The 20,662-nt window shown below is 63.0% G+C and carries 16 protein-coding genes and 1 pseudogene; 10 read left to right on the top strand and 7 right to left on the bottom strand.

Annotated features, from left to right (window positions below; translation table 11 throughout):
• The first annotated feature begins 26 nt into the window (after positions 1–26).
• Genes hflX through ABX74_RS16870 form a run of 3 tightly spaced genes read left to right on the top strand, consistent with a single transcriptional unit; the run spans position 27 to position 3,883 of the window.
• Entirely contained in the window at positions 27–1,502 is a 1,476-nt protein-coding gene (gene hflX / locus ABX74_RS16880) for a GTPase HflX (protein ID WP_047889281.1), read from the top strand.
• Positions 1,495–2,502: a hypothetical protein gene (locus ABX74_RS16875; RefSeq protein WP_020907531.1), complete on the top strand. Its 1,008-nt coding sequence runs from the start codon at positions 1,495–1,497 to the stop codon at positions 2,500–2,502. The genes hflX and ABX74_RS16875 overlap by 8 nt, the downstream gene beginning before the upstream one ends.
• Before the next feature lie 55 nt (positions 2,503–2,557).
• Positions 2,558–3,883, top strand: coding sequence for an alpha/beta hydrolase (locus tag ABX74_RS16870; protein WP_223257947.1), 1,326 nt, complete (start codon positions 2,558–2,560; stop codon positions 3,881–3,883).
• 39 nt (positions 3,884–3,922) lie between these two features.
• Here the strand turns inward: ABX74_RS16870 and ABX74_RS16865 are convergent, their stop codons facing one another.
• The 4 genes from ABX74_RS16865 to ABX74_RS16850 form a co-directional block, all read right to left on the bottom strand.
• Entirely contained in the window at positions 3,923–4,180 is a 258-nt protein-coding gene (locus tag ABX74_RS16865; RefSeq protein WP_003942144.1) for an HPr family phosphocarrier protein, read from the bottom strand.
• Positions 4,181–4,277: 97 nt separating this feature from the next.
• On the bottom strand, positions 4,278–6,341 hold the full coding sequence (locus ABX74_RS16860; RefSeq protein WP_021344069.1) for a fructose-specific PTS transporter subunit EIIC: 2,064 nt from the start codon (positions 6,339–6,341) through the stop codon (positions 4,278–4,280).
• 18 nt (positions 6,342–6,359) lie between these two features.
• Complete coding sequence (locus ABX74_RS16855; protein WP_021344070.1) at positions 6,360–7,355, bottom strand: 1-phosphofructokinase family hexose kinase; 996 nt, start codon at positions 7,353–7,355, stop codon at positions 6,360–6,362.
• Entirely contained in the window at positions 7,352–8,119 is a 768-nt protein-coding gene (locus tag ABX74_RS16850; RefSeq protein WP_020969481.1) for a DeoR/GlpR family DNA-binding transcription regulator, read from the bottom strand. Before ABX74_RS16850 ends, ABX74_RS16855 begins: the two co-directional genes overlap by 4 nt.
• 191 nt (positions 8,120–8,310) lie before the next feature.
• Here ABX74_RS16850 and ABX74_RS16845 point away from each other — a divergent pair, with 191 nt between their 5' ends.
• The 3 genes from ABX74_RS16845 (at position 8,311) to ABX74_RS16835 (ending at position 12,668) form a co-directional block, all read left to right on the top strand.
• A complete protein-coding gene (locus tag ABX74_RS16845; RefSeq protein WP_047889279.1) occupies positions 8,311–9,984 on the top strand; it encodes a putative PEP-binding protein in 1,674 nt (557 codons plus the stop codon).
• 75 nt (positions 9,985–10,059) lie between these two features.
• Positions 10,060–11,340, top strand: coding sequence for a uracil-xanthine permease family protein (locus tag ABX74_RS16840; RefSeq protein ID WP_020907537.1), 1,281 nt, complete (start codon positions 10,060–10,062; stop codon positions 11,338–11,340).
• Positions 11,341–11,525: 185 nt separating this feature from the next.
• Positions 11,526–12,668 (top strand): acyl-CoA dehydrogenase family protein, encoded by a 1,143-nt coding sequence (locus ABX74_RS16835; RefSeq protein WP_019748214.1) that lies wholly within the window; start codon positions 11,526–11,528, stop codon positions 12,666–12,668.
• 91 nt (positions 12,669–12,759) lie between these two features.
• On the opposite strand, the gene lexA is transcribed toward ABX74_RS16835, so the two are convergent.
• Positions 12,760–13,488: a transcriptional repressor LexA gene (lexA, locus tag ABX74_RS16830; RefSeq protein WP_020723648.1), complete on the bottom strand. Its 729-nt coding sequence runs from the start codon at positions 13,486–13,488 to the stop codon at positions 12,760–12,762.
• A 271-nt stretch (positions 13,489–13,759) separates the two neighbouring features.
• Here lexA and ABX74_RS16825 point away from each other — a divergent pair, with 271 nt between their 5' ends.
• Together ABX74_RS16825 and nrdR are read left to right on the top strand one after the other, a co-directional pair.
• The gene (locus tag ABX74_RS16825; RefSeq protein WP_047889278.1) at positions 13,760–14,500 is read left to right on the top strand and encodes a LysM peptidoglycan-binding domain-containing protein; all 741 of its coding nucleotides are present in this window, start codon (positions 13,760–13,762) and stop codon (positions 14,498–14,500) included.
• Positions 14,501–14,695: 195 nt separating this feature from the next.
• Complete coding sequence (gene nrdR / locus ABX74_RS16820; RefSeq protein ID WP_020907539.1) at positions 14,696–15,193, top strand: transcriptional regulator NrdR; 498 nt, start codon at positions 14,696–14,698, stop codon at positions 15,191–15,193.
• A 286-nt stretch (positions 15,194–15,479) separates the two neighbouring features.
• Here the strand turns inward: nrdR and hrpA are convergent, their stop codons facing one another.
• A complete protein-coding gene (gene hrpA, locus ABX74_RS16815; protein WP_047889277.1) occupies positions 15,480–19,385 on the bottom strand; it encodes an ATP-dependent RNA helicase HrpA in 3,906 nt (1,301 codons plus the stop codon).
• Positions 19,386–19,438: 53 nt separating this feature from the next.
• Between hrpA and ABX74_RS16810 the strand changes: the two genes are divergently transcribed.
• Positions 19,439–20,116 (top strand): Pr6Pr family membrane protein, encoded by a 678-nt coding sequence (locus ABX74_RS16810; RefSeq protein ID WP_020907541.1) that lies wholly within the window; start codon positions 19,439–19,441, stop codon positions 20,114–20,116.
• Here the strand turns inward: ABX74_RS16810 and ABX74_RS16805 are convergent.
• On the bottom strand, positions 20,087–20,404 hold the full coding sequence (locus ABX74_RS16805) for a DUF2322 family protein (RefSeq protein WP_020907542.1): 318 nt from the start codon (positions 20,402–20,404) through the stop codon (positions 20,087–20,089). The genes ABX74_RS16810 and ABX74_RS16805 overlap by 30 nt on opposite strands.
• A gap of 129 nt (positions 20,405–20,533) precedes the next feature.
• Between ABX74_RS16805 and ABX74_RS30190 the strand changes: the two are divergent.
• Positions 20,534–20,662: pseudogene (locus ABX74_RS30190) on the top strand (aspartate aminotransferase family protein); the annotation flags it as partial.

Below are 20,662 nucleotides of genomic sequence, written 5' to 3'. Positions count from 1 at the left end.
AGGTTTCGTGGGACCATGGATCTTGTATGACGAACACACATGAAAACGAAGAGTCCACCGCTCACGAGCAGTCCGAGTACGCGCAAGCCGAATACACGGCAGCGTCCGCATCGGGCAACCCGTCGACCGGTGAGATGCAACTCGCAGATCGCGGCGCCCTGCGCCGCGTGGCCGGTCTGTCGACCGAGCTCGAGGACGTCACCGAAGTCGAGTACCGCCAGCTTCGACTCGAAAGAGTTGTCCTGGTCGGCGTCTGGACGCAGGGAACTGCCGAGCAGGCCGAGGCGAGCATGACCGAGCTGGCCGCACTGGCAGAGACAGCAGGCTCCGAGGTCCTCGAAGGACTGGTTCAGCGCCGCGACAAACCCGACGCTGCCACCTACATCGGTTCCGGCAAGGCCCAGGAACTGCGCGAAGTAGTCCTGGCGACCGGCGCCGACACGGTCGTCTGCGACGGTGAGCTGACGCCGGCGCAGCTCACGGCGCTGGAGAAGATCGTCAAGGTCAAGGTCATCGACCGGACGGCGCTGATTCTCGACATCTTTGCTCAGCACGCCACGTCTCGTGAGGGTAAAGCCCAGGTGGCTTTCGCTCAGATGGAGTACATGCTCCCGCGTCTGCGTGGTTGGGGCGAGTCGATGTCGCGCCAGGCCGGTGGCCGTGCCGGCAGTAACGGCGGTGTGGGCCTGCGTGGTCCCGGTGAGACGAAAATCGAGACGGACCGTCGCCGTATTCGTGAGCGCATGGCAAAACTGCGCCGCGAGATCAAGGGCATGAAGGCCGCCCGCGACACCAAGCGCACACGTCGACTGCAGAGCGACATCCCGTCGATCGCCATCGTCGGATACACGAACGCGGGCAAATCGAGTCTGCTCAATTCGCTCACCGGATCCGGTGTGCTCGTGGAGAACGCGTTGTTCGCCACCTTGGACCCGACAACTCGCCGCGCCGCACTCGACGACGGCCGCGAGTACGTACTCACCGACACGGTCGGCTTCGTGCGACACCTTCCGACTCAGTTGGTCGAGGCATTCCGGTCGACTCTCGAGGAAGTGACCGACGCGGATCTGCTTCTGCACGTCGTCGACGGTTCGGATCCGTTGCCGACAGAACAGATCAAGGCTGTGCGGGAAGTCGTCACCGATGTTTTGCGCGAGACGAATTCGAAGGCTCCGCCGGAGTTGATCGTGGTCAACAAGATCGACGCGGCAGATCCGGTTACCTTGACGCAACTACGTGGTCTGTTGCCTGGTGCCGTGTTCGTCTCGGCGCGGACCGGTGAAGGAATCGCTGAACTACGAGCACATCTCAGCGAGGTGCTGGTTCGGCCGGAGGTCGAGGTCGACGTGCTGGTGCCGTACACGCGCGGTGATCTGATGGCTCGAATCCACTCGGACGGAACGATTTTGGAATCGACTCACGAAGAGGCGGGAACGCGGGTGCACGCACGCGTGCCACAGATGTTGGCCTCGGCATTGGTGGAGTACGCACCTAGTGCGTAGTTTCGGGGTCGTGGTCGCGGTGCTTGCTGCGACTACGGCAACCGCACTGCTTCCCGGAGCGCTCGCACAGGCGTCGTCGTTCGAGCCGAGCGAGTTCGCCCCACTCTGTACACCTACCGATCCTGCGCTCCAGGAGTTGTCGGGGATGGTCGTCGTCGACGATCGGATCTACGCGATGGGTGACGGCGGCAGTGACGACTTCGTGTTCGAAATGGACCTGAACTGTGTTGTCCAGAAACAGATTCCGGTTCCGATTGATCCATACGACGTCGAAGATCTTGCGGTGAGTGGTCGGACGCTCGTTCTGTCGGATACCGGCGACAACCTCCGAACCCGCGACACGGTGGCGTTCATCACGATGGACCTCGATTCCGGTGACGGTACGTTGCACCGCCTCACGTACCCGGACGGCGCGCACGACACCGAATCGATTCTGCTCGACCCTGACGGCCATGTGTTTGTCGTGACCAAGGAATTGTTCGGCTCCAGCAGTGTCTACACACCCGTCGGGGATCAGAAACTGAGTGACTTGGCGCAACCCGGCCCGACGCCGCTCGAGCGCGTCGGAGCCGTATCTCTCGGACCGGAGAAGCCCGTGTCGGTGATGTTCACCGGGGGAGCGGTGTCGTCGGACGGTTCGGCGATCGCGCTTCGGAGTTACTCCGATCTGTACCTGTACGAGGTCGTGGACGGCGGAATCGGCGCGACGCTCACCGATACCGAACCCCTGCGGATCCCGCTCCCGACGGAGCCTCAGGGCGAGGCCGTGGCATTCAACGACGCGGGCGATGTTCTGATCGGATCGGAATCTGCCGGCGGAGCTTTGCCGCCGGTTCACGTGATGCGCGCGCTCGTGGAAGCGACCGAATCGACGGCAGTCTCTTCTGGCGATTCGGTCGGCGTCGGGGTCGATCCATGGACATTCGTGTGGGCCGGATTGGTCGCGGCAGGATGTGCGCTCGGAGGTGTGGCGTTCGTGAGATCTCGACGACGCCGCTGATTCCCACCAATTCCACGAATTCGCAGACTGCCGGTAGATGTGGATACTGGAACGAATGCACGGGCATCAACTCCTGACGCGGCTCTCGCGTATCTCACTCGAGCACGGACACATCACCGCAGCGCTGCTCGTTGGTTCCGTCCTCGTCGGCGTCGGCGCGCTGCTTTTGCTTCGGTGGTTGCCGCGTCGGGCCGTGCTTGTCGCACTGGGCTTGTCAGTGGTCGGGTCTGCCGGCGGCGCGATGTTCGTGTGGCTCAGCTTTCGGCCGTTGCCCGCGCAGCTACCTGTGTCGAGTTTTGTGTGGATAGCGTTGGCGATATTCGGAGTCATCGGCGCGGCGCTTGTTCTCCTTCGGCGTCCAGGACTGGCCCGCGGCCTTTCGGTGACGGTGTTGGCCGGTCTGGCCGCGATCGTCGCGGTGGGTCAGGTCAATGCCCAGACCGGCACTTACCCCACGCTCGGATCACTGGTCGGGCACTGGCTGGTCGGCTCGGTCGAGCACGTTGCTTTCGATTCGCTCCCCAGGGCCGAACCTCGGCTACAACGGGGACTTCCCACCGAAACTCATTGGGAGGTTCCGGTGCGGATGCCGAGCAACGGCGTCGTGACGGAAGCGTCGATTCCGGGAAACATCTCGGGTTTCGACGCGAGGCCGGCGACGTTGTATCTCCCGCCGGCCTATCTTGCCGATCCACGTGCGGAGTTGCCCGTCCTGGTGTTGGTGGCGGGTGAGCCCGGCAGCCCCAGTGACTGGCTGGACAGTGGCCGTCTCGCGACCACCGTCGACGCCTATGCATCGAGGCATTCCGGGCTTGCTCCCGTGGTGGTGGTGCCCGACGCGTTGGGGGACTACGACGCCAACCCCGGCTGCATGGATTCTGCGCTCGGCAACGTCGCGACGTATCTGGACCAGGACGTCCCGAACTGGATCGAATCGAACCTTCAAGTGAATCCGGACGCTGCGCAATGGGCTATCGGTGGGTTTTCGTACGGCGGGACGTGCGCGATCGAGATGGCCGTGAACTTCCCGGACCGATACCCGTCGTTCCTGGACTTCTCCGGCCAGGACGAACCGTCGACCGGTGACCACGAGGACACTGTGGCTGCGATGTTCAACGGCGACGAAGACGCTTTCGACGCGGTCAACGCCCGAGACCTGATGGCGCAGAATCGGTATCCGCAGTTGTCTGGTGTATTTGTCGCGGGTGAAGACGACGACATCTACCGCCCTCAGCAGGAGATCATGTTCGAGGCCGCGCGCGCCGCCGACATGAACGTGGACTACTACACCCTTCCCGGCGGGCACTCGGGTGATGTGTGGGGCACTGCTCTGGAACTCGAAATGGACTGGCTGGGCCGGACACTCGCACTGACTCCGTGAGAGTGTCCGGCCCGCTACACAGCACCGACTGACATCAGGTCAGGCGTCGAGATCAGCGGCTACCAGTTCGGCGACCTTGGCGAGTGCGTCGGCGTCGTCGGACTCGATGGTGACTTCGGTGTCCTTGGCGGCTCCGAGCGTCATGATCATCAGTGCCGAACCTGCATCCACCGGTTCGCCGTCGGCGACTGCGAGGGTGACCGTGGCGCCGGAGGCTCCGACTGCTTCGGCGATGAGAGCGGCGGGGCGGGCGTGGAGGCCGACTGCGGAACCGACGGCAACTGTCTTGCTGGGCATGGGATCTCCTCGTTGTGAATCTATCGGTGCGGACGTTGTGGGGTCTTTGGGCGGATTTGGTGACAACAGTGGTGACTGCAGTGTTGCTTGCTGTCGATCATGCCGCAGCGGGCACGATTTCGGGGTCGAGTTCGGCATCGGACGGACCCTTGCGGAAGAACTCCTTGGCTCCGACGACGGCGAGCGCAGCTACCACGGTTCCCGCGGCGAGCGAGACCAGGAACCAGCCGATTCCGCCGACTGCGAAGAAGACGAAGATCCCGCCGTGCGGGGCGCTGAGAGTGACGTCGAAAGCCATGATCAGCGCACCGGTGACGGCGCCGCCCGCCATCATCGAGGGGATCACGCGAAGCGGGTCGGCAGCGGCGAACGGAATCGCGCCCTCGGAGATGAATGCCGAACCCAGCAACCAGGCAGCCTTTCCGTTCTCACGTTCGGCTTCGCTGAAGAGCTTGGGACGCAGCACCGTCGAGGCAAGTGCCATGGCCAGTGGCGGAACCATACCGGCAGCCATGACTGCCGCCATGATGCGCAAAGTGGCCGGGTCGTTGACGTTGAGTCCGGCTACAGCGAAGGCGTAAGCCGCCTTGTTGACCGGTCCGCCGAGGTCGAAGCACATCATCAGGCCGAGAATGATGCCGAGGAAGATGGCCGAGCTGCCGGACAGTCCGTTGAGCCAGTCGGTGAGACCGGAGGTGATCGCGGCGAGCGGACGACCGAGGACGATGAACATCAGTGCTCCGACAACCAGCGTCGCGAACAGCGGAATGATCACCACCGGCATCAGGCCCCGCAGCCACTGCGGGACGGCGATCCGGCCGATGTAGAGCGCGACGACACCGGCGATGAGACCACCGACCAGGCCGCCGATGAATCCGGCACCGACAAACACGGCGACCGCGCCGGCTGTGAAGCCGGGAGCGATGCCAGGCCGGTCGGCGATAGCGAAGGCGATGTAGCCGGCCAACGCGGGCACCAGGAAGCTGAATGCCAACGAACCGATCTGGAACAGCACTGCGCCGAGATAGGTGGCCAGACCACCGTCGGGAAGGTTGGTGATCGAGTTGTTGAGAACGATGTCCTTGGCAGGACCGGAGATCTCGTATCCGCCGAGCAGGAAGCCGAGTGCGATCAGCAGACCGCCGGCCGCGACGAACGGGATCATGTAGCTGACACCGGTCAGGAGGACCTGACGGAGGTGGGTGCCGAACCCTACGGAACCGGCATCGGAATCCGCGGCCGCGGCGGCGGTGCCGTCCACGGTGGCGGCGGCGGGATTCTCGGAGGCGCGCAACGCTTCTGCAAGCATCTTGTCCGGCTCGTTGATCGCCCGCTTCACACCGGAAGCGACAACGGGTTTGCCGGCGAACCGTTCGCGGCCCTTCACTCCGACGTCGGTGGCGAAGATGACCGCGGCGGCTCCGGCGATGACCGAAGGGTCAAGGGGGGTGCTTCCGCTCGAGCCCTGCGTTTCGACGTGAACCTTGACCCCGGCGCGTTCACCCGCGGCGACGAGTGAGTCCGCAGCCATGTAGGTATGAGCGATTCCGGTCGGGCACGCGGTGACCGCGACGATGTGACGCTCCGCGGGCGTTGGGGCCTCCTCGGTGGAGTGTTTCCCAGTGGAAACAGGAGGAGTGGGTGTGGCTGCCGCAGCCTTTGCTGGAGCATCCTTCGGCGCGGGATTGAGTACCTCGTCGACCAGTCGCACGATCTCGTCCGGCGTCGACGCCTCACGAAGCGACGTGACAAACGCGGGTCGGACGAGCGCTCGGGCCAAGGACGAGAGCAGCTTCATGTGCTCGGCTCCGGCGCCTTCGGGTGCCGCGATCAGGAACACCAGATCGGCGGGGCCGTCGGGTGCCCCGAAATCGACCTTCGGATCCAGTCGAGCAAATCCCAGGGACGCGGACGAGACGGCCTCGGCGCGGCAGTGGGGAATGGCGATTCCGCCCGGCAGTCCGGTCGCGGACTGCGCTTCGCGAGCGAGTGCGGCAGCGACCAGCCCCGCGGCGTCGCTCGCCCGTCCCGCTGCAGTCAATCGCGCTGCGAGAGAACGAATGACATCTTCCTTGGTCGTACCCAGGTCGGTGTCGAGTGAGATCAGTTCGGGACTGATGATCTCGGGGCCGGAACCGCCGGCTGCGTTGGTATCGGACATGTCAGGTTCCTTAGGGCGTCAGGCGAGTTCGGTGGGGACGGGGATGGGAGAGGAGGCATCGGCTGCAGATACCGAAACCGCTGCCAGATCGATCTGTTCGGGCGTGGGAAGAGTTGTGCCGGGAAGGGAGGCAGCGGCGCTTCCGTAGGCGACCGCGTGACGTAACCGCTCGGATTCCGAGCCGCCTCCCGCTTCGGCGAGGATGTAGCCGGCCAGCGACGAATCGCCTGCGCCGACGGTACTGACTGCGACAATCGGGGGAGCGGTGGCGATCCACGCGCCGTCGGCGGTGACGAGGACAGCACCTGCTGCGCCGAGCGTGGCGAGCACACTGCCGACGCCGCGGTCGACCAATCGCTGCGCCGCCGTGATCGCAGGCCCGGGATCACCGTTCTCGGCAGCACGTTCGAGGACGTGGCCGTCGACGCCGGTCAGTTGTGCGAGTTCCTCGCCGTTGGGTTTGAGCAGGTCGGGTGCCGAGTCGGGGAACGCTTCGGCGAGTGCCGTCAGCGGGGCGTCCGAGGTGTCGACCGCCACCTTGCACGGGTGATCGCGCAGTGCCGCGACGAGTTCGCCGTACCACCCGAGCGGAACGCCGGGGGGCAGTGAGCCGGACAGCGCGAACCACAGTGCGGTATCGGCGCGAACAATCAACTCCTGTGCCAGGGCGTCGAGCGTCGAACCGGACAGCGTTGCGCCGGGTTCGTTGATCTTCGTCGTTGTCCCGTCCGGTTCCGCAATGGTGATGTTGGTGCGAGCCAGACCCGTTGTGGCGACACCGATGTGGGGAATCCCACCGGCTGCCAGCGCCGAGAGCAGAGGGTCACCACCGTTTCCCGGTAGAACCGCGAGCACGTCGAGGTCGGCTGCGGCGAGAACACGCGCGACGTTGACCCCCTTGCCGCCGGGGTCGCTGCGAGTGGAGTGGGCGCGTAGGACGGAGCCTCGTTCGAGCCGTTGCTCGAGTTGCACGGTCCGATCGATACTCGGGTTGGCTGTCAGTGTGACGATCATGCGATCACCACCTCGATTCCGTGGTCGTGGAACTCGGATGTGTCTGTGGGACTGATCTCTTCGTCGGTGATGAGGACGTCGATGCTGTCGAGCGGGGCGAAGCTGATCAAGTGCTCGCGGCCGACTTTGGTGGAATCGGCCACCACCACAACGTGATTGGCGGCTTTGACCATTGCTCGTTTGACGGCGGCCTCTTCGCTGTCCGGAGTGGAGAGTCCGTGCCCGACGCTGATCGCGTTCGTTCCGATGAAGGCGACGTCGACTCGCAACGTGCTCAGCAGGCGTAGGGCGTCCTCGCCGACCACGGCTTGAGTCACCCCGCGTACTCGACCGCCGAGCAGTATCAGGGAAATCGAGTTCATCGATGCCAGGCGTGCGCCGATCGGGACGGAATTGGTGACGGCTGTGAAGTCGTTCTCGGTCGGCAGTTCGGGGATCATGCGGCCCGTGGTCGTGCCCGCGTCGAAGATCACGCTGCCGCCGGTGGGAGGGAGGTAGGTGACCGCGCAGCGGGCGATCCGGTCCTTCTGTTGCGCGCGGGTCTGATCGCGTTCCGCCATGCCCGGTTCGGTGACGTGGAGGGATCCGGTGGGAACGGCGCCGCCGTGTACACGCCTGATCTGTCCGATCCGCTCGAGGAAGGCCAGATCGCGACGCACGGTCTCGGTGGTCACACCGAAGGTCTCCGACAGAGCCGCCACGGACATGCGTCCGCGCTGCGACACCATGGTGCCGATCGCTTGTTGGCGTTCTTCCGCGTACACGTGCTCTCCGATTCCGAAGTGTGATCCGACGGTGCGTTGTGGATCACAGTGAATGTTGCTTTATGTTGTTTTACGCCCGAGTGTGTTGACATGTCAAGACTTGGGAGTAATCTTCGTCACAACGAAGGTGAGGGCTTTACGCGCTCGAGGTGATCCGGTGTGACACCGGGCCCATCGCTCAAGGAGGACAGATGACCGAACAGCTCAACCGAATCACCGTGCACGGCACCCCCGTGGTGCCTGGAATCGCCTACGGACCGGCGATCTGGCCGTCCAGCCGACCAGAACTCGTCACCGATGCGCCGGCACTCGACGAGGCCGATCGAGAGGCCGCCGTAGACGCCTTCGTCGGAGCGGCGAAGGCTGTCGAGAACCGCCTTCTCGGACGGGCCGCCGAAGCTACCGGCGCGGCCGCAGAGGTCTTGCAGGCCAACGCGGCGATGGCAGCTGATCGTGGCTGGATCGGGGCGGCCAAGAAGTCGATCGCCGGCGGAGTGCCCCCGGTGCAGGCTGCGATCGCGGCGACGGAGCAGTTCGTGGTGCTGTTCACCAAGGTCGGCGGTTTGATGGCCGAGCGCGTCACCGACCTCAAGGACATCCGCGATCGCGTGATCGCCGAACTCTCCGGATTACCCGAACCTGGAGTTCCCATGCCAGAGACACCGTCGGTGCTGTGCGCGGACGATCTGGCTCCTGCAGACACCGCGGGCCTCGATGCAACCAAGATCATCGGACTCGTGACCATTTACGGCGGCCCGACCAGCCATACGGCAATCATCGCGAGGCAGTTGGGCATCCCGTGCATCGTCGCCGCGAAGGAATTGGAATCCATCTCGGCAGGAATACCGATTCTGATCGACGGAACAACCGGCGACGTGATCGCGGAGCCGGATCCCGGGCACGCGCGTGAACTGGTCGAACAATCCCGGATCGATCGCGAACGCGTCAGCACCTGGACCGGACCGGGCCAGACGGCGGACGGCCGGCCGGTAGACGTTCTCGCCAACGTTCAAGACGGCGCGGGCGCTCGCGCCGCGGCGTCGACTGCTGCGGGGGGCATCGGGCTCTTCCGGACCGAACTCTGCTTCCTCGGCCGTGAGACCGAACCGACCGTAGACGAGCAGGCGGCGATCTACGCCGAGGTTCTCGAGGCCTTCGCAGGAAAGAAGGTCATCATTCGCACGTTGGACGCGGGTTCGGACAAGCCGCTCAAATTCGCCAACCATCAAGAGGAAGCGAATCCGGCACTCGGCGTTCGTGGGGTCCGAATCGCCTGGCAGGACATGGGAATTCTAAACCGCCAGCTCGACGCGATCGCGGCAGCCGCGGCGTCGACCAACTCGTCGCCGTGGGTGATGGCACCGATGATCGCCACCCCGGCCGAGGCGAAACGTTTTGCCGATGCGGTGCGGGCACGCGATCTTGTTCCCGGTGTGATGGTGGAGATCCCGGCGGCGGCGCTGTTGGCCGACCAGATTCTCGAACACGTCGAATTCCTCTCGATCGGTACCAACGACCTCGCTCAGTACACGATGGCCGCTGATCGGATGTCCTCCGAACTCGCCGACCTGACCGATCCGTGGCAGCCCGCGGTGCTCGCCCTTGTCGCACGTACGGCCCAGGCCGGTCAGGCGGCAGGCAAGCGCGTCGGCGTCTGCGGTGAGGCGGCCGCCGATCCACTGTTGGCGTGTGTTCTGGCCGGACTCGGAGTTTCCTCGCTCTCCTGTGCTGCGGCGTCGGTCGCGGGTGTGGGCGCGAAGGTCGGATCCGTCACCATGGCGCAATGTGAGGCGGCTGCGGCAGCGGTGCTGGCAACCGGTGATCCGGTGGCAGCGCGCAAAGCGGCGGCTGACGCAATCAGCTGAACTGGTTTCGTTGGTCTCGGTCGGAGACCGAGCGCCTGACCTCTAGTATTTCGACCTGTGATCGAACGAGAAACAATGACCGGGGCCGGCGGAATCGGCTGGACTGTCCACGGAGACGGCAAGCGGATCGCCGACGGAGCCGTCGTGGCGCCGGACGAACGACTGAGTTGGCCGCGCACCATCGGAATCGGGATGCAACACGTCATCGCGATGTTCGGAGCGACACTGCTCGTTCCGACCATCACCGGCTTCCCCGTCACGACGACGCTGTTGTTCTCGGGTATCGGCACCGCGCTGTTCCTGCTCATCACCCGGGGCCGGATCCCGAGCTATCTCGGTTCGTCCTTCGCGTTCATCGCCCCGCTGACAGCGTCGGCAGGATCGGGCCCGGCCGCGCAACTCGGTGCCGTCATGGCCGTCGGCATCGTGTTGATGTTGATCGGCGTCGCCGTACGTCTGATCGGCAGCCGGGTCATCGACGCCGTCATGCCGCCGGTGGTGACGGGCGCTGTCGTCGCGCTGATCGGTCTCAACCTCGCTCCGACGGCGGTCGGCTCCTTCGAATCGCAGCCGCTGATCGCCACGGTGACGCTCGTTTCGATCCTGCTGGTCACGGTCGTCGGTCCCGGGTTGCTCGGCCGGCTGGGCATTCTGGTCGGCGTCGTGATCGGCTGGGTTTTCGCCGCGGTCATCGGCGGACTCGACAGTGAACGAGTGTCCGCTCTGCGCGAAGCGGACTGGTTCGGGCTGCCGAGTCTGCACGGACCGTCGTTCGACTGGTCGGTGATCGTGCTCGCGCTCCCCGTGGTGATCGTTCTGGTCGCCGAAAACGTCGGACATGTCAAAGCGGTGTCCGCCATGACTGGTAAGTCCCTCGACGATCTGGCCGGCAATGCACTGTTTGCCGACGGTCTCGCCACTACCTTGGCGGGCGCCGGTGGCGGATCCGGAACCACCACGTATGCCGAGAACATCGGTGTCATGGCAGCGACGCGTGTGTACTCGACCGCCGCGTACTGGGTAGCCGCCGCTACCGCTGTGATCCTGGCATTTTCGCCCAAATTCGGCGCACTGGTCTTCACGGTTCCGAACGGCGTCATCGGCGGCGCAACGATGGTTCTCTACGGCCTCATCGGCATTCTCGGTGTGCGCATCTGGATGGAAGCGAAGGTCGACTTCACCGATCCGGTCAACCTCACGGTCGCCGCGGCGGCGTTGGTCGCCGGCATCGGGAACTTGACGCTGACCATCGGTTCGGTCGAGTTGGGCGGCATCGCCTGGGGATCGATCGGCATCCTCGTCGCGTACCCGATCATGCGATATCTCGCCAAATTCCGTACTTCGAGTAACAGATAACCGCTACAGTCACGAATCGTGATCGTTCGGGTCATCGACGGGTATCGCAACAGGTTCTACCGTCGGAGGCAGTGACGTGGGCCCGCGCACTTCGGCGTGCCCAGTCTCAGCGAATACACCCCAGCGGGTACATCCCCAGCGGGTACATCACTGAAGTGCCATATATCGAATTGCAAGGAGTCGGCGTGGAGCGCACCCTGTTCGAACCGGAACATGAACTCTTCCGGGAGTCGTACCAGAAGTTCTTGGCACAGCACGTGGCACCGAACCACGAGAAGTGGGAAGAGCAGAACATCGTCGATCGTGACGTCTGGGTCGAGGCCGGAAAGCAGGGCTTCCTGGGAACTGCGGTCCCTGAGGAATTCGGCGGCGGCGGTGTCAAGGATTTCCGCTACAACGCGATCATCACCGAGGAAACCACCAAGGGTGGGTTCAGTGGTATCGGCTTCACGCTGCACAACGACGTCGTGGCACCGTACCTCCTGGAGTTGAGCAACGAGGAGCAGAAGCAGCGTTGGCTACCCGGATTCGCGTCGGGTGAGCTGATCTCGGCGATCGCGATGACCGAACCGGGTACCGGTAGCGACTTGCAGGGCATCAAGACGAAAGCGGTTCGCGACGGGGACCACTGGGTCCTCAACGGTTCGAAGACCTTCATCACCAACGGAATCAACGCCGACATCATCATCGTTGTCGCGTGCACCGACCCGGACAAGGGTGCTCAGGGCTTCAGCCTCCTCGTGGTCGAGCGGGACATGCCTGGCTTCGAGCGTGGACGCAACCTCGACAAGATCGGCATGAAGGCTCAGGACACTGCCGAACTCAGCTTCACCGACGTACGCGTTCCCGCTGCCAACCTGCTGGGCGAAGAGGGAATGGGATTCTTCTACTTGATGAAGAACCTTCCCCAGGAACGACTCTCGATCGCCGTCGTTGCCGCTGCCGCAATGGAATCGGTTCTCGAGAGCACGATCCAGTACTGCCGCGACCGCAAGGCATTCGGCAAGTCGATCGGCAGCTTCCAGAACACCCGATTCGTACTGGCCGAATTGGCAACGGAGACCACGGCAGTGCGCATCCTGGTGGACAAGTTCATCGAGCAGCTCAATGCCGAGAAGCTGACCGTGCAGGAAGCTGCGATGGCGAAGTGGTGGACCACCGAAGCCCAGGTCAAGCTCATCGACCGCTGCCTCCAGCTGCACGGAGGCTACGGCTACATGAAGGAATACCCGGTTGCCAAGGCGTACATGGACTCTCGTGTGCAGACCATCTACGGTGGCACAACCGAGATCATGAAGGAGATCATCGGACGTTCGCTGAACCTCTGATTCGGGTGATGGACCGCTGATCGTCACGAAAAGACTCTGGGCCCCAGCTGATGCCGGGGCCCAGAGTTTTGTGATCGAGGTGCGAGCGAACTCAGATCTTCCGCATGACGGTGACAACCTTGCCCAGGATGACGGCGTTGTTGCCGGGAATCGGCTCGAAGAGTTCGTTGTGCGGCATCAGCCACACCTCCTTCTTCGTACGCTTGAACGTCTTCACGGTGGCTTCGCCGTCGATCATGGCGGCCACGATGTCACCGTTCTCCGCGACGTTCTGCTGACGGACGACAACCCAGTCGCCATCGCAGATCGCTGCATCGATCATCGACTCGCCGACAACCTTGAGCATGAAGAGCGAACCCTGGCCGACGAGTTCGCGGGGGAGTGGGAACACGTCCTCTACCGCTTCCTCGGCAAGGATCGGTCCGCCGGCAGCGATGCGACCCAGGATGGGGACGAACGCCGGCTCCGGTAGCGGGTCGGCACTGTTGTACTCGCCGGAATGCTTTGACACCGACGCGATGGCGGTATCGGCCGCAACCTCGTCGAGACCTCGAACATCGACTGCGCGAGGGCGATTGGGATCGCGTCGAAGGAAGCCCTTGCGCTCCAACGTTCGCAGTTGATGTGCGACCGACGACGTGGAGGTGAGCCCCACCGCATCACCGATCTCGCGAATGCTCGGCGGATACCCGCGCTCCGTCACCGAATCGCGGATGACTTCGAGAACGCGCCGCTGACGCTCGGTGAGCGTCTCGCTCGACGGAGACGGAACTGCAGAAGCTCCTGCCTCCGCGGCTGTGCTGGAGCGATCGTCCTTCATGGCCTGTTGCCTCCGTGTCTGAAGAAGTCGTGTCTGTAAAGGCTGTGTCTGAAAAAGCTGTGTCTGAAAAAGTGCCTGGTGCAAATCGCGCAGAAACCTGTCGGTGCCTCCTGCCAACATTCGAGCTGTCGACAAACACGGAGGCTTTCGCAATTCCCGCTGTGTGGTCTGACACGAATCTAGCCGGATTTGCTCGCGGTTTCAAACATCTGTTCGATTCGTGTCGCTTGAAGTAGAGACATTGTCGGCCAGGCGTGGTAGAAATTCGAACATGCGTTCCATCGAACGCATGATCGAACACATCGATCGGTGTCGACCAGCGGAGGTCACGATGGGTAACGCAGCACTGAGAAGCAACAGGGTTTTCGACGACGCGATTGGTGACGACGCGATTGGTGATGACGCGATTGGTTTCGACGGCACGTCGGCGTTGAAGTACCACCCCTCGTTCTATGGGCCCGATGGTGGATCCGACGCTGACGGTGTGTCGTTCGAACGGCGCGGCACGGCCGAAATGCGGGGCGTGGCCAGGTATGTCGACAACGAACCGCAGGCGGCCGTCGTTCGTCGTGTTCCGGCGGTTGGCGCGGTTTCAGGTTCGCGTTCATTGCGTGAATCTCCTCGCCGGTGGGACGGCGAGCACGATTCGTCACGCCCGTACGGAGGAAGTTTCGCGCACCGAAACAGAGTCGGTGTCTCACGGGTCGAACATGAAGTGGCTGCCGAGGACGTCAGTTGGAAGACAGTGTTCCTTGGCGCCGTATTCACTGCACTGGCAGTGTTGGCGTTGGTGGGGATCGGCGCTTTGTCGAGTGGTGATGTCGCTGCGACAAACGGTGCGACCGAAGTGGTTCGTGTTGCTGCGGGTGAATCCCTCAGTGATATTGCTGCCAAGGTTGCGCCTGGCCAGGCTGTCGGCTCGGTGATCGAGCAGATCATGGATCTCAATGCGATGTCGAGTTCCGGACTGTCCGTTGGGCAAACGCTGATCGTGCCGGCCTCGGGCCGCTGACCGTACCCCGTGCCAGGCGGGGGCGTACCGAGCGTGAGAGCAGTCGGTTCACAGCGAGTAAGCTGTCCACTTGACAGTCCCACCACCTCGGGTGGTCGCGTTGAGTACGTGGATCTGCTCTGTAAATCGTCGGAGGATTTGCAGTCGGTAGCGAATCTGAGTTGCGGCCATTTCGGCGACAACGAAGGAACCCCGATGCATTGCCCGTTCTGCCGGCACCCTGATTCCCGAGTGGTCGATTCGCGCGAGGCCGACGAGGGCCAGGCGATCAGGCGGCGCCGTTCGTGCCCCGAGTGTGGCCGCCGATTCACCACGGTTGAGACGGCAGTTCTCTCGGTTGTGAAGCGCAGCGGCGTGACGGAGCCGTTCAGCCGAGAAAAGGTGGTCAAAGGAGTGCGTCGCGCATGCCAGGGCCGCCAAGTGGACAACGATTCGCTGAATTTGCTGGCCCAACAGGTCGAAGATGCCGTACGTGCTTCGGGTTCTGCCGAAATTCCCAGCAACGAGGTAGGGCTCGCGATTCTCGATCCGCTTCGAAATCTCGACGAGGTTGCATACCTGCGATTCGCATCGGTGTACAAGTCCTTCAGTTCTGCCGCGGATTTCGAACGTGAGATCACCGACATGCGCGAACATGCCGAGACCCGTGCTGCCGACAAGGCTTCCGGCGCCGAGACCGTATCCGTCGACTGAGGCCTTTGCCTTAGATAACGCTGAGAGCACAAAGCGGCCGTAGGTAACGCTGAGAACACAAAGCGAACAATCGAACAAATCGGGCAAGTTATTCGCTTAGTGTCGACCAAGTACGTTCGTCCGCATCTCGGATCTTCACGGAGGCGTTATGAACTTAGTTGCAGTTCTCGGAGTCGTGAACAGCCTGGTAACCCTCGGGTTCGCCAACACTGTTGCCACCTTTGGTGGTTTCCTCACCAACGTCAACATTCAGACAATCTACTGATCGCGCAATTCTCGCCGAACGTCAACGCTTGATCGCTTCGATAGCTTTCAGGACTCGCTTTTCGGAAATCGGTGTGGGTGTACCGAGGGACTGCGCAAACAGGCTCACGCGCAGTTCTTCGATCATCCAGCTGATCGAGTCGACATCTCGAGCAGTGCGACGCTCTTCGGGAAGTGAACTCAACAACCGGTCGTACGCTGCGTACACCCGGTCGAGGACGTCCATCGCTTGCTGATCTCGTTGTGCACTTGCGGGTAGAGCTTCGAGACGGAATTTTGCTGCGGCAAGATACCGCGGCAAATCGCGTAGGCGGGCCGAGCCCAATTCGGCGACAAATCCCGGAAACAGCAGTGAGGTCAACTGTTCTCGGACGTCGTCTGCTGCTTCGCCGCGGGAGCGGTCCAGAACGACGCTCAGTTGGTGTGCTTGTTCGAGGATCGGAACAATCATGCGCAGGATCGCGGAGACGCGTCCGGCCAGTTCGGAGCGTGCGATCTTCACCAGGGCGTCGAACGCCTCAGGCGTGCGTACCGGTCCGCCGTGGGCAGCTATCACTTCGTTGGCAGCTGCCACCCGGCAATCTTCGACGAGGGCCTCCAAGCCGCCGTCCGGATTCTGGCCGAGAGCCAGACGCTGAGTGTTCGACAAGCCGGCGGTCACGGCCTTGAGCTGGGTGGGAACGGCCGCGAGAAGAAGCGCCCGAGTGCCTTCCCGCATCGCCTGCGCCTGCGCAGCCGGCGTACTCAGGACACGAACGGCAACGCCGCCGTTTTCCGGCACCAGTGCTGGGTAGCCGGTTACCTGCTGTCCGCCGATGGAGCGAGTGATGGTCGGTTCCAGTGCGCCGAGCGTTTCGGATGTCCAGACGGTTGCCGCTGCCCGTTCCGTACCGGTTGCCGCCTTGGCCACTTCCTTCTGTACGCGCGGGGCGAGCGTGCGTCGTAGCTGCGCCAGATCCTTACCCTTCGCGAGAACCGTGCCCGATTCGTCCTCGACGACAAATGTCATCCGAAGATGGTCGGGCAGCGCGGCGGGATCGAAGTCCTTGGCGTCGATCTGGATCCCGCCCAAGTGCGAGAGTTCGCGGGCCATTGCGGTCATCAACGGCTCGGATCGAGGTTTGACTGCTGCCAATGCTGCGGCGGCGTAGTCAGGTGCGGGCACGACAGCGCGTCGGATGTTCTTGGGCAACGTCTTGATCAGAGCAGTAACCAGATCGACGCGCATACCGGGGACCAACCAGTCGAAGCCGACCGGCTGAAGTTGCGCAAGCAGGCCGACCGGGATGTGCGCGCTGACGCCGTCGTCGTCCTTTCCGGGCTCGAATTGGTAAGTGAGTGGAAACTGCATGTCGCCCTGGCGCCAGGCGTCCGGGTACTCGCCGCCCAGTACTGCAGCCGCGTCGGAGTTGACCACCGTTTCCGGCGTGAAAGTCAGCAGACTCGGATTCTTGCGCCGCTCGGTCTTCCACCACTGGTCGAAATGCTTGGCGGATACGGCTTCCTGGCCGATACGTTCGTCGTAGAACTCGTAGAGAGTTTCGTCGTCGACGAGGATGTCGCGTCGGCGCGCGCGGTTCTCGAGTTCCTCGACGTTGTCGAGGAGTGCGCGGTTCTCGTGGAAGAACTTGTGGTTCGTCTGCCATTCGCCCTGCACCAGCGCATGGCGGATGAAGAGATCGCGAGAGGCCTCGGGATCGATTCGTGAGTACGTCACTGCGCGGCCCGTCACCAGGGGAACTCCGTAGAGAGTGACCCGCTCGTATGCCATCGCCGAACCGCGCTTGGAGGACCAGTGAGGTTCGGAATAGGTCCGTTTCACCAGGTGCGGGGCGAGTTTTTCAGCCCACTCAGGTTCGATACGCGCGGACATGCGCGCCCACAGCCTCGACGTTTCCACGAGTTCGGCGGCCATGACCCAGCGTGGTGGCTTCTTGAACAGTCCCGATCCGGGGAAAATCGCGAAGTGGCTGCCCCTGGCGCCCAGGTAGTCCCGCTTCTCGCCCTCGCGTAGCCCGATGTGTGAGAGCAAACCGGCGAGGAGTGACTGATGGATCGCGTTCTCGCTTGCGGGTGTCTCACCCACCGTCCAGCCGAGGCCGCGGGTGATCTGCCGGAGTTGCCCGTGCAGATCCTGCCATTCGCGGATGCGGAGCCAGTGCAGGAACTCGTTGCGGCACATCTTGCGAAACTGGTTGGAGGACAGGTCGTTACGTTGTTCGCGTAAGTAGTCCCACAGTTTCAGGTATGCCAGGAAGTCGGAATTCTCGACATTGAACCTGGCGTGCTTTTCGTCGGCGGCTTGCTGGAACTCGGCGGGCCGTTCGCGAACGTCCTGGATGGACAACGCCGCGACGATGACAAGGGTTTCGTGAAGGCAACCGTTGTTCTTGGCTTCCACCAGCATTCGTGCCATCCGCGGATCCACCGGAATCTGGGCCAGCTCGCGGCCGACCGGCGTCAGTTCGGGGTGGCTTGCCTCGGAACCTCGCGCGATGGCGCCGAGTTCTTCGAGCAGTCCGATTCCGTCCTTGACGGCGCGCTGGTCCGGCGGTTCGACGAAGGGGAAGGCGGCGATGTCGCCCAGACCGAGGGCCGTCATCTGCAAGATGACGGATGCGAGATTGGTCCGCAGGATCTCCGGCTCGGTGAACGCCGGCCGTGACTCGAAGTCCTCCTCGGAATACAGTCGGATGCAGATTCCTTCGGCGACGCGGCCGCAACGCCCGGAACGCTGACGAGCTGACGCCTGCGAAATGGGCTCGATCGGCAACCGCTGAACCTTGGTGCGCACCGAATATCGCGAAATGCGCGCGGTTCCCGGATCGACGACGTACCGAATGCCGGGAACGGTCAACGAGGTCTCGGCCACGTTGGTGGCAAGGACGACGCGTCGGCCGGTGTGCGGCGAGAACACTTTGTGTTGCTCGGCAGCAGACAGCCGCGCGTACAGCGGGACGATTTCGGTGTTGCGAAGACGCCGATCGCGTAAAGCGTCTGCGGTGTCGCGAATTTCGCGTTCGCCGGAGAGGAAGACCAAGATGTCGCCTTCGCCCTCCGCGCTCAGCTCGTCGACCGCCTCGCAGACCGCGTCGACGGGATCGCGGTCGAAGGTGATGTCGCCGGACTCGACGGTCAGTGGCCGGTAACGCATTTCGACGGGGAATGTTCGCCCGGATACCTCGACGATCGGCGCGGGCTTACCGTCGACAGCGAAGTGCTTGGCGAAGCGCTCGGGATCGATGGTCGCCGACGTGATGATGACCTTGAGATCGGGTCGGCGGGGGAGCAGCTGAGCCAGGTAACCGAGGATGAAGTCGATGTTGAGGCTGCGTTCGTGCGCTTCGTCGATGATCAGCGTGTCGTAGCGTCGGAGCATACGGTCGCGCTGAATTTCGGCGAGGAGAATGCCGTCGGTCATGAGCTTGACGTAGGTGCGGTCCGAGACCTGGTCGGTGAACCGCACGGTGTATCCGACGGCGTCGCCGAGTTCGGTGTCGAGTTCTTCGGCGATACGTTCGGCAACGGTGCGTGCTGCCAGCCGGCGAGGCTGTGTATGTCCGATCAGGCCGCGGACGCCACGTCCGAGTTCGAGACAGATCTTCGGGATCTGAGTTGTCTTACCCGAGCCGGTCTCGCCGGCGACGATGACAACCTGATTCTCCGAGATCGCGGTCGCGATGTCGTCCTTGCGCTGACTGACGGGCAGAGCTTCCGGATACGAGACTGCGGGAACATTGGCGGATCGTGCCGCCAACCGTGTGCGCGCCGTTTCAATTTCCTCGGCCAGCGCCACCAAAGCGTCTGGTGTGCGGGCACGGTCGAGTTTGCGACGGAGTCGACTCTCGTCGCGGAGTGAGACCTGCGCCAGCGCGCTCTTCAGGTCACTCCGCTTGGGGGAGAGTGGGGCCGGTGGTGTTGTAGACATGCTGATGACAGCCTATCGAACGCGTTCACAACTACCGCTCGCAGATCGTTTTGATGTGCAAATATCGACCAGTGACGACAAATACCGCAAATGAGGCTGCTGCACCGGTCGCGTCGACGCCTGTTGCCGTGCGAGTACTTCGCCTGTTGTTCGCGTTCTACGGACTCACGGCGCTGCTGTGGATTCCGATTCGAAACGCCGACGGATTCTCGTTGTCGAACTATCTGAGCTACTTCACCATCGAGAGCAACATCCTTGCGGTGATCGTATTGCTGGTCGGCGCCCTTCGGGATCCGCAGTCTCGGACATGGCAGTCGGTTCGCGGTGCGGTGACGCTCTACATGGTGATCACCGGAATCATCTACGCCGTTCTACTGGCGAATATCGACGTCAATTTGAACGACGCGTGGATCAACTCGGCGCTCCACCGCATTCTTCCGCTGGTGATGCTCCTCGACTGGGTGTTCTTCGCTTCGAGGCACAGGATCTCCGAAATCCGCTCGCTGCAGTGGCTGCTGTTTCCAGTGATCTACGCGGTGTACACGTTGATTCGAGGGCCGATCGTCGACTGGTATCCGTATCCGTTCATGGATCCTCGCCACCAGGGCTATCTGGCCCTGTTCATCGGATTTGTCGTACTGGGCATCGCGATGGCCCTGATGGCGTTGGCGGTCAATGCCGTCGGACGGCTGGGAGCCGGGCTACGCGGACGGAACGCTGCGAAGTCCTAGTGGATTGCCGGAGGCGAGCACCTGCTCGAGGCGGTCCACGTTCGGGTGCTTACCGGGGTTCGCCCGCGCGTCCTCGGTGTGTTCGGCAAAGATCGTCAGTCCTGCCGAGGCGGCTTCGGGTGTGAGCGCGCCGTAGACCTGAGCGAGATGGTTGTACACCTTGACCGAGCCGGACTTTCCGGGCTTGTTCTCGACGGTGTCGATGACGGTTCCGTCGGCGTCGAGTACCTCGATGGCGGCCAGATGATCGATGGTGGGCAGTGCGGCGAGATTGTCGGCAAAAGTCATGGTCGACAGATTACGTGTGTACCCGGAAATGCCGGTGCCCGGCGAGCGCCGTCGTGCGCCGATTCCCGGTGTCGATATAGTCGCAGCACATCGTTTGCACACCAGCATCGTTTGTATTCGAAGGGGACAATGATGGCTTCGGCATTGTGGCACGGGTTCGCGGACATGGGCGCTGTGGAGAAGAACGGCGCGTTTGTCGTCTCTCGCGGTGAGGGCGCGTACATCTGGGACCGCGAGGGCACTCGGTATCTGGATGCG

Origin of the sequence: Rhodococcus sp. ARP2 (assembly GCF_001029585.1) — a bacterium.
Lineage (GTDB): Bacteria > Actinomycetota > Actinomycetes > Mycobacteriales > Mycobacteriaceae > Rhodococcus_F > Rhodococcus_F erythropolis.
The sequence above is the reverse complement of the archived record's forward strand: the minus strand, read 5'-3'. Positions and strand labels throughout refer to the sequence as shown.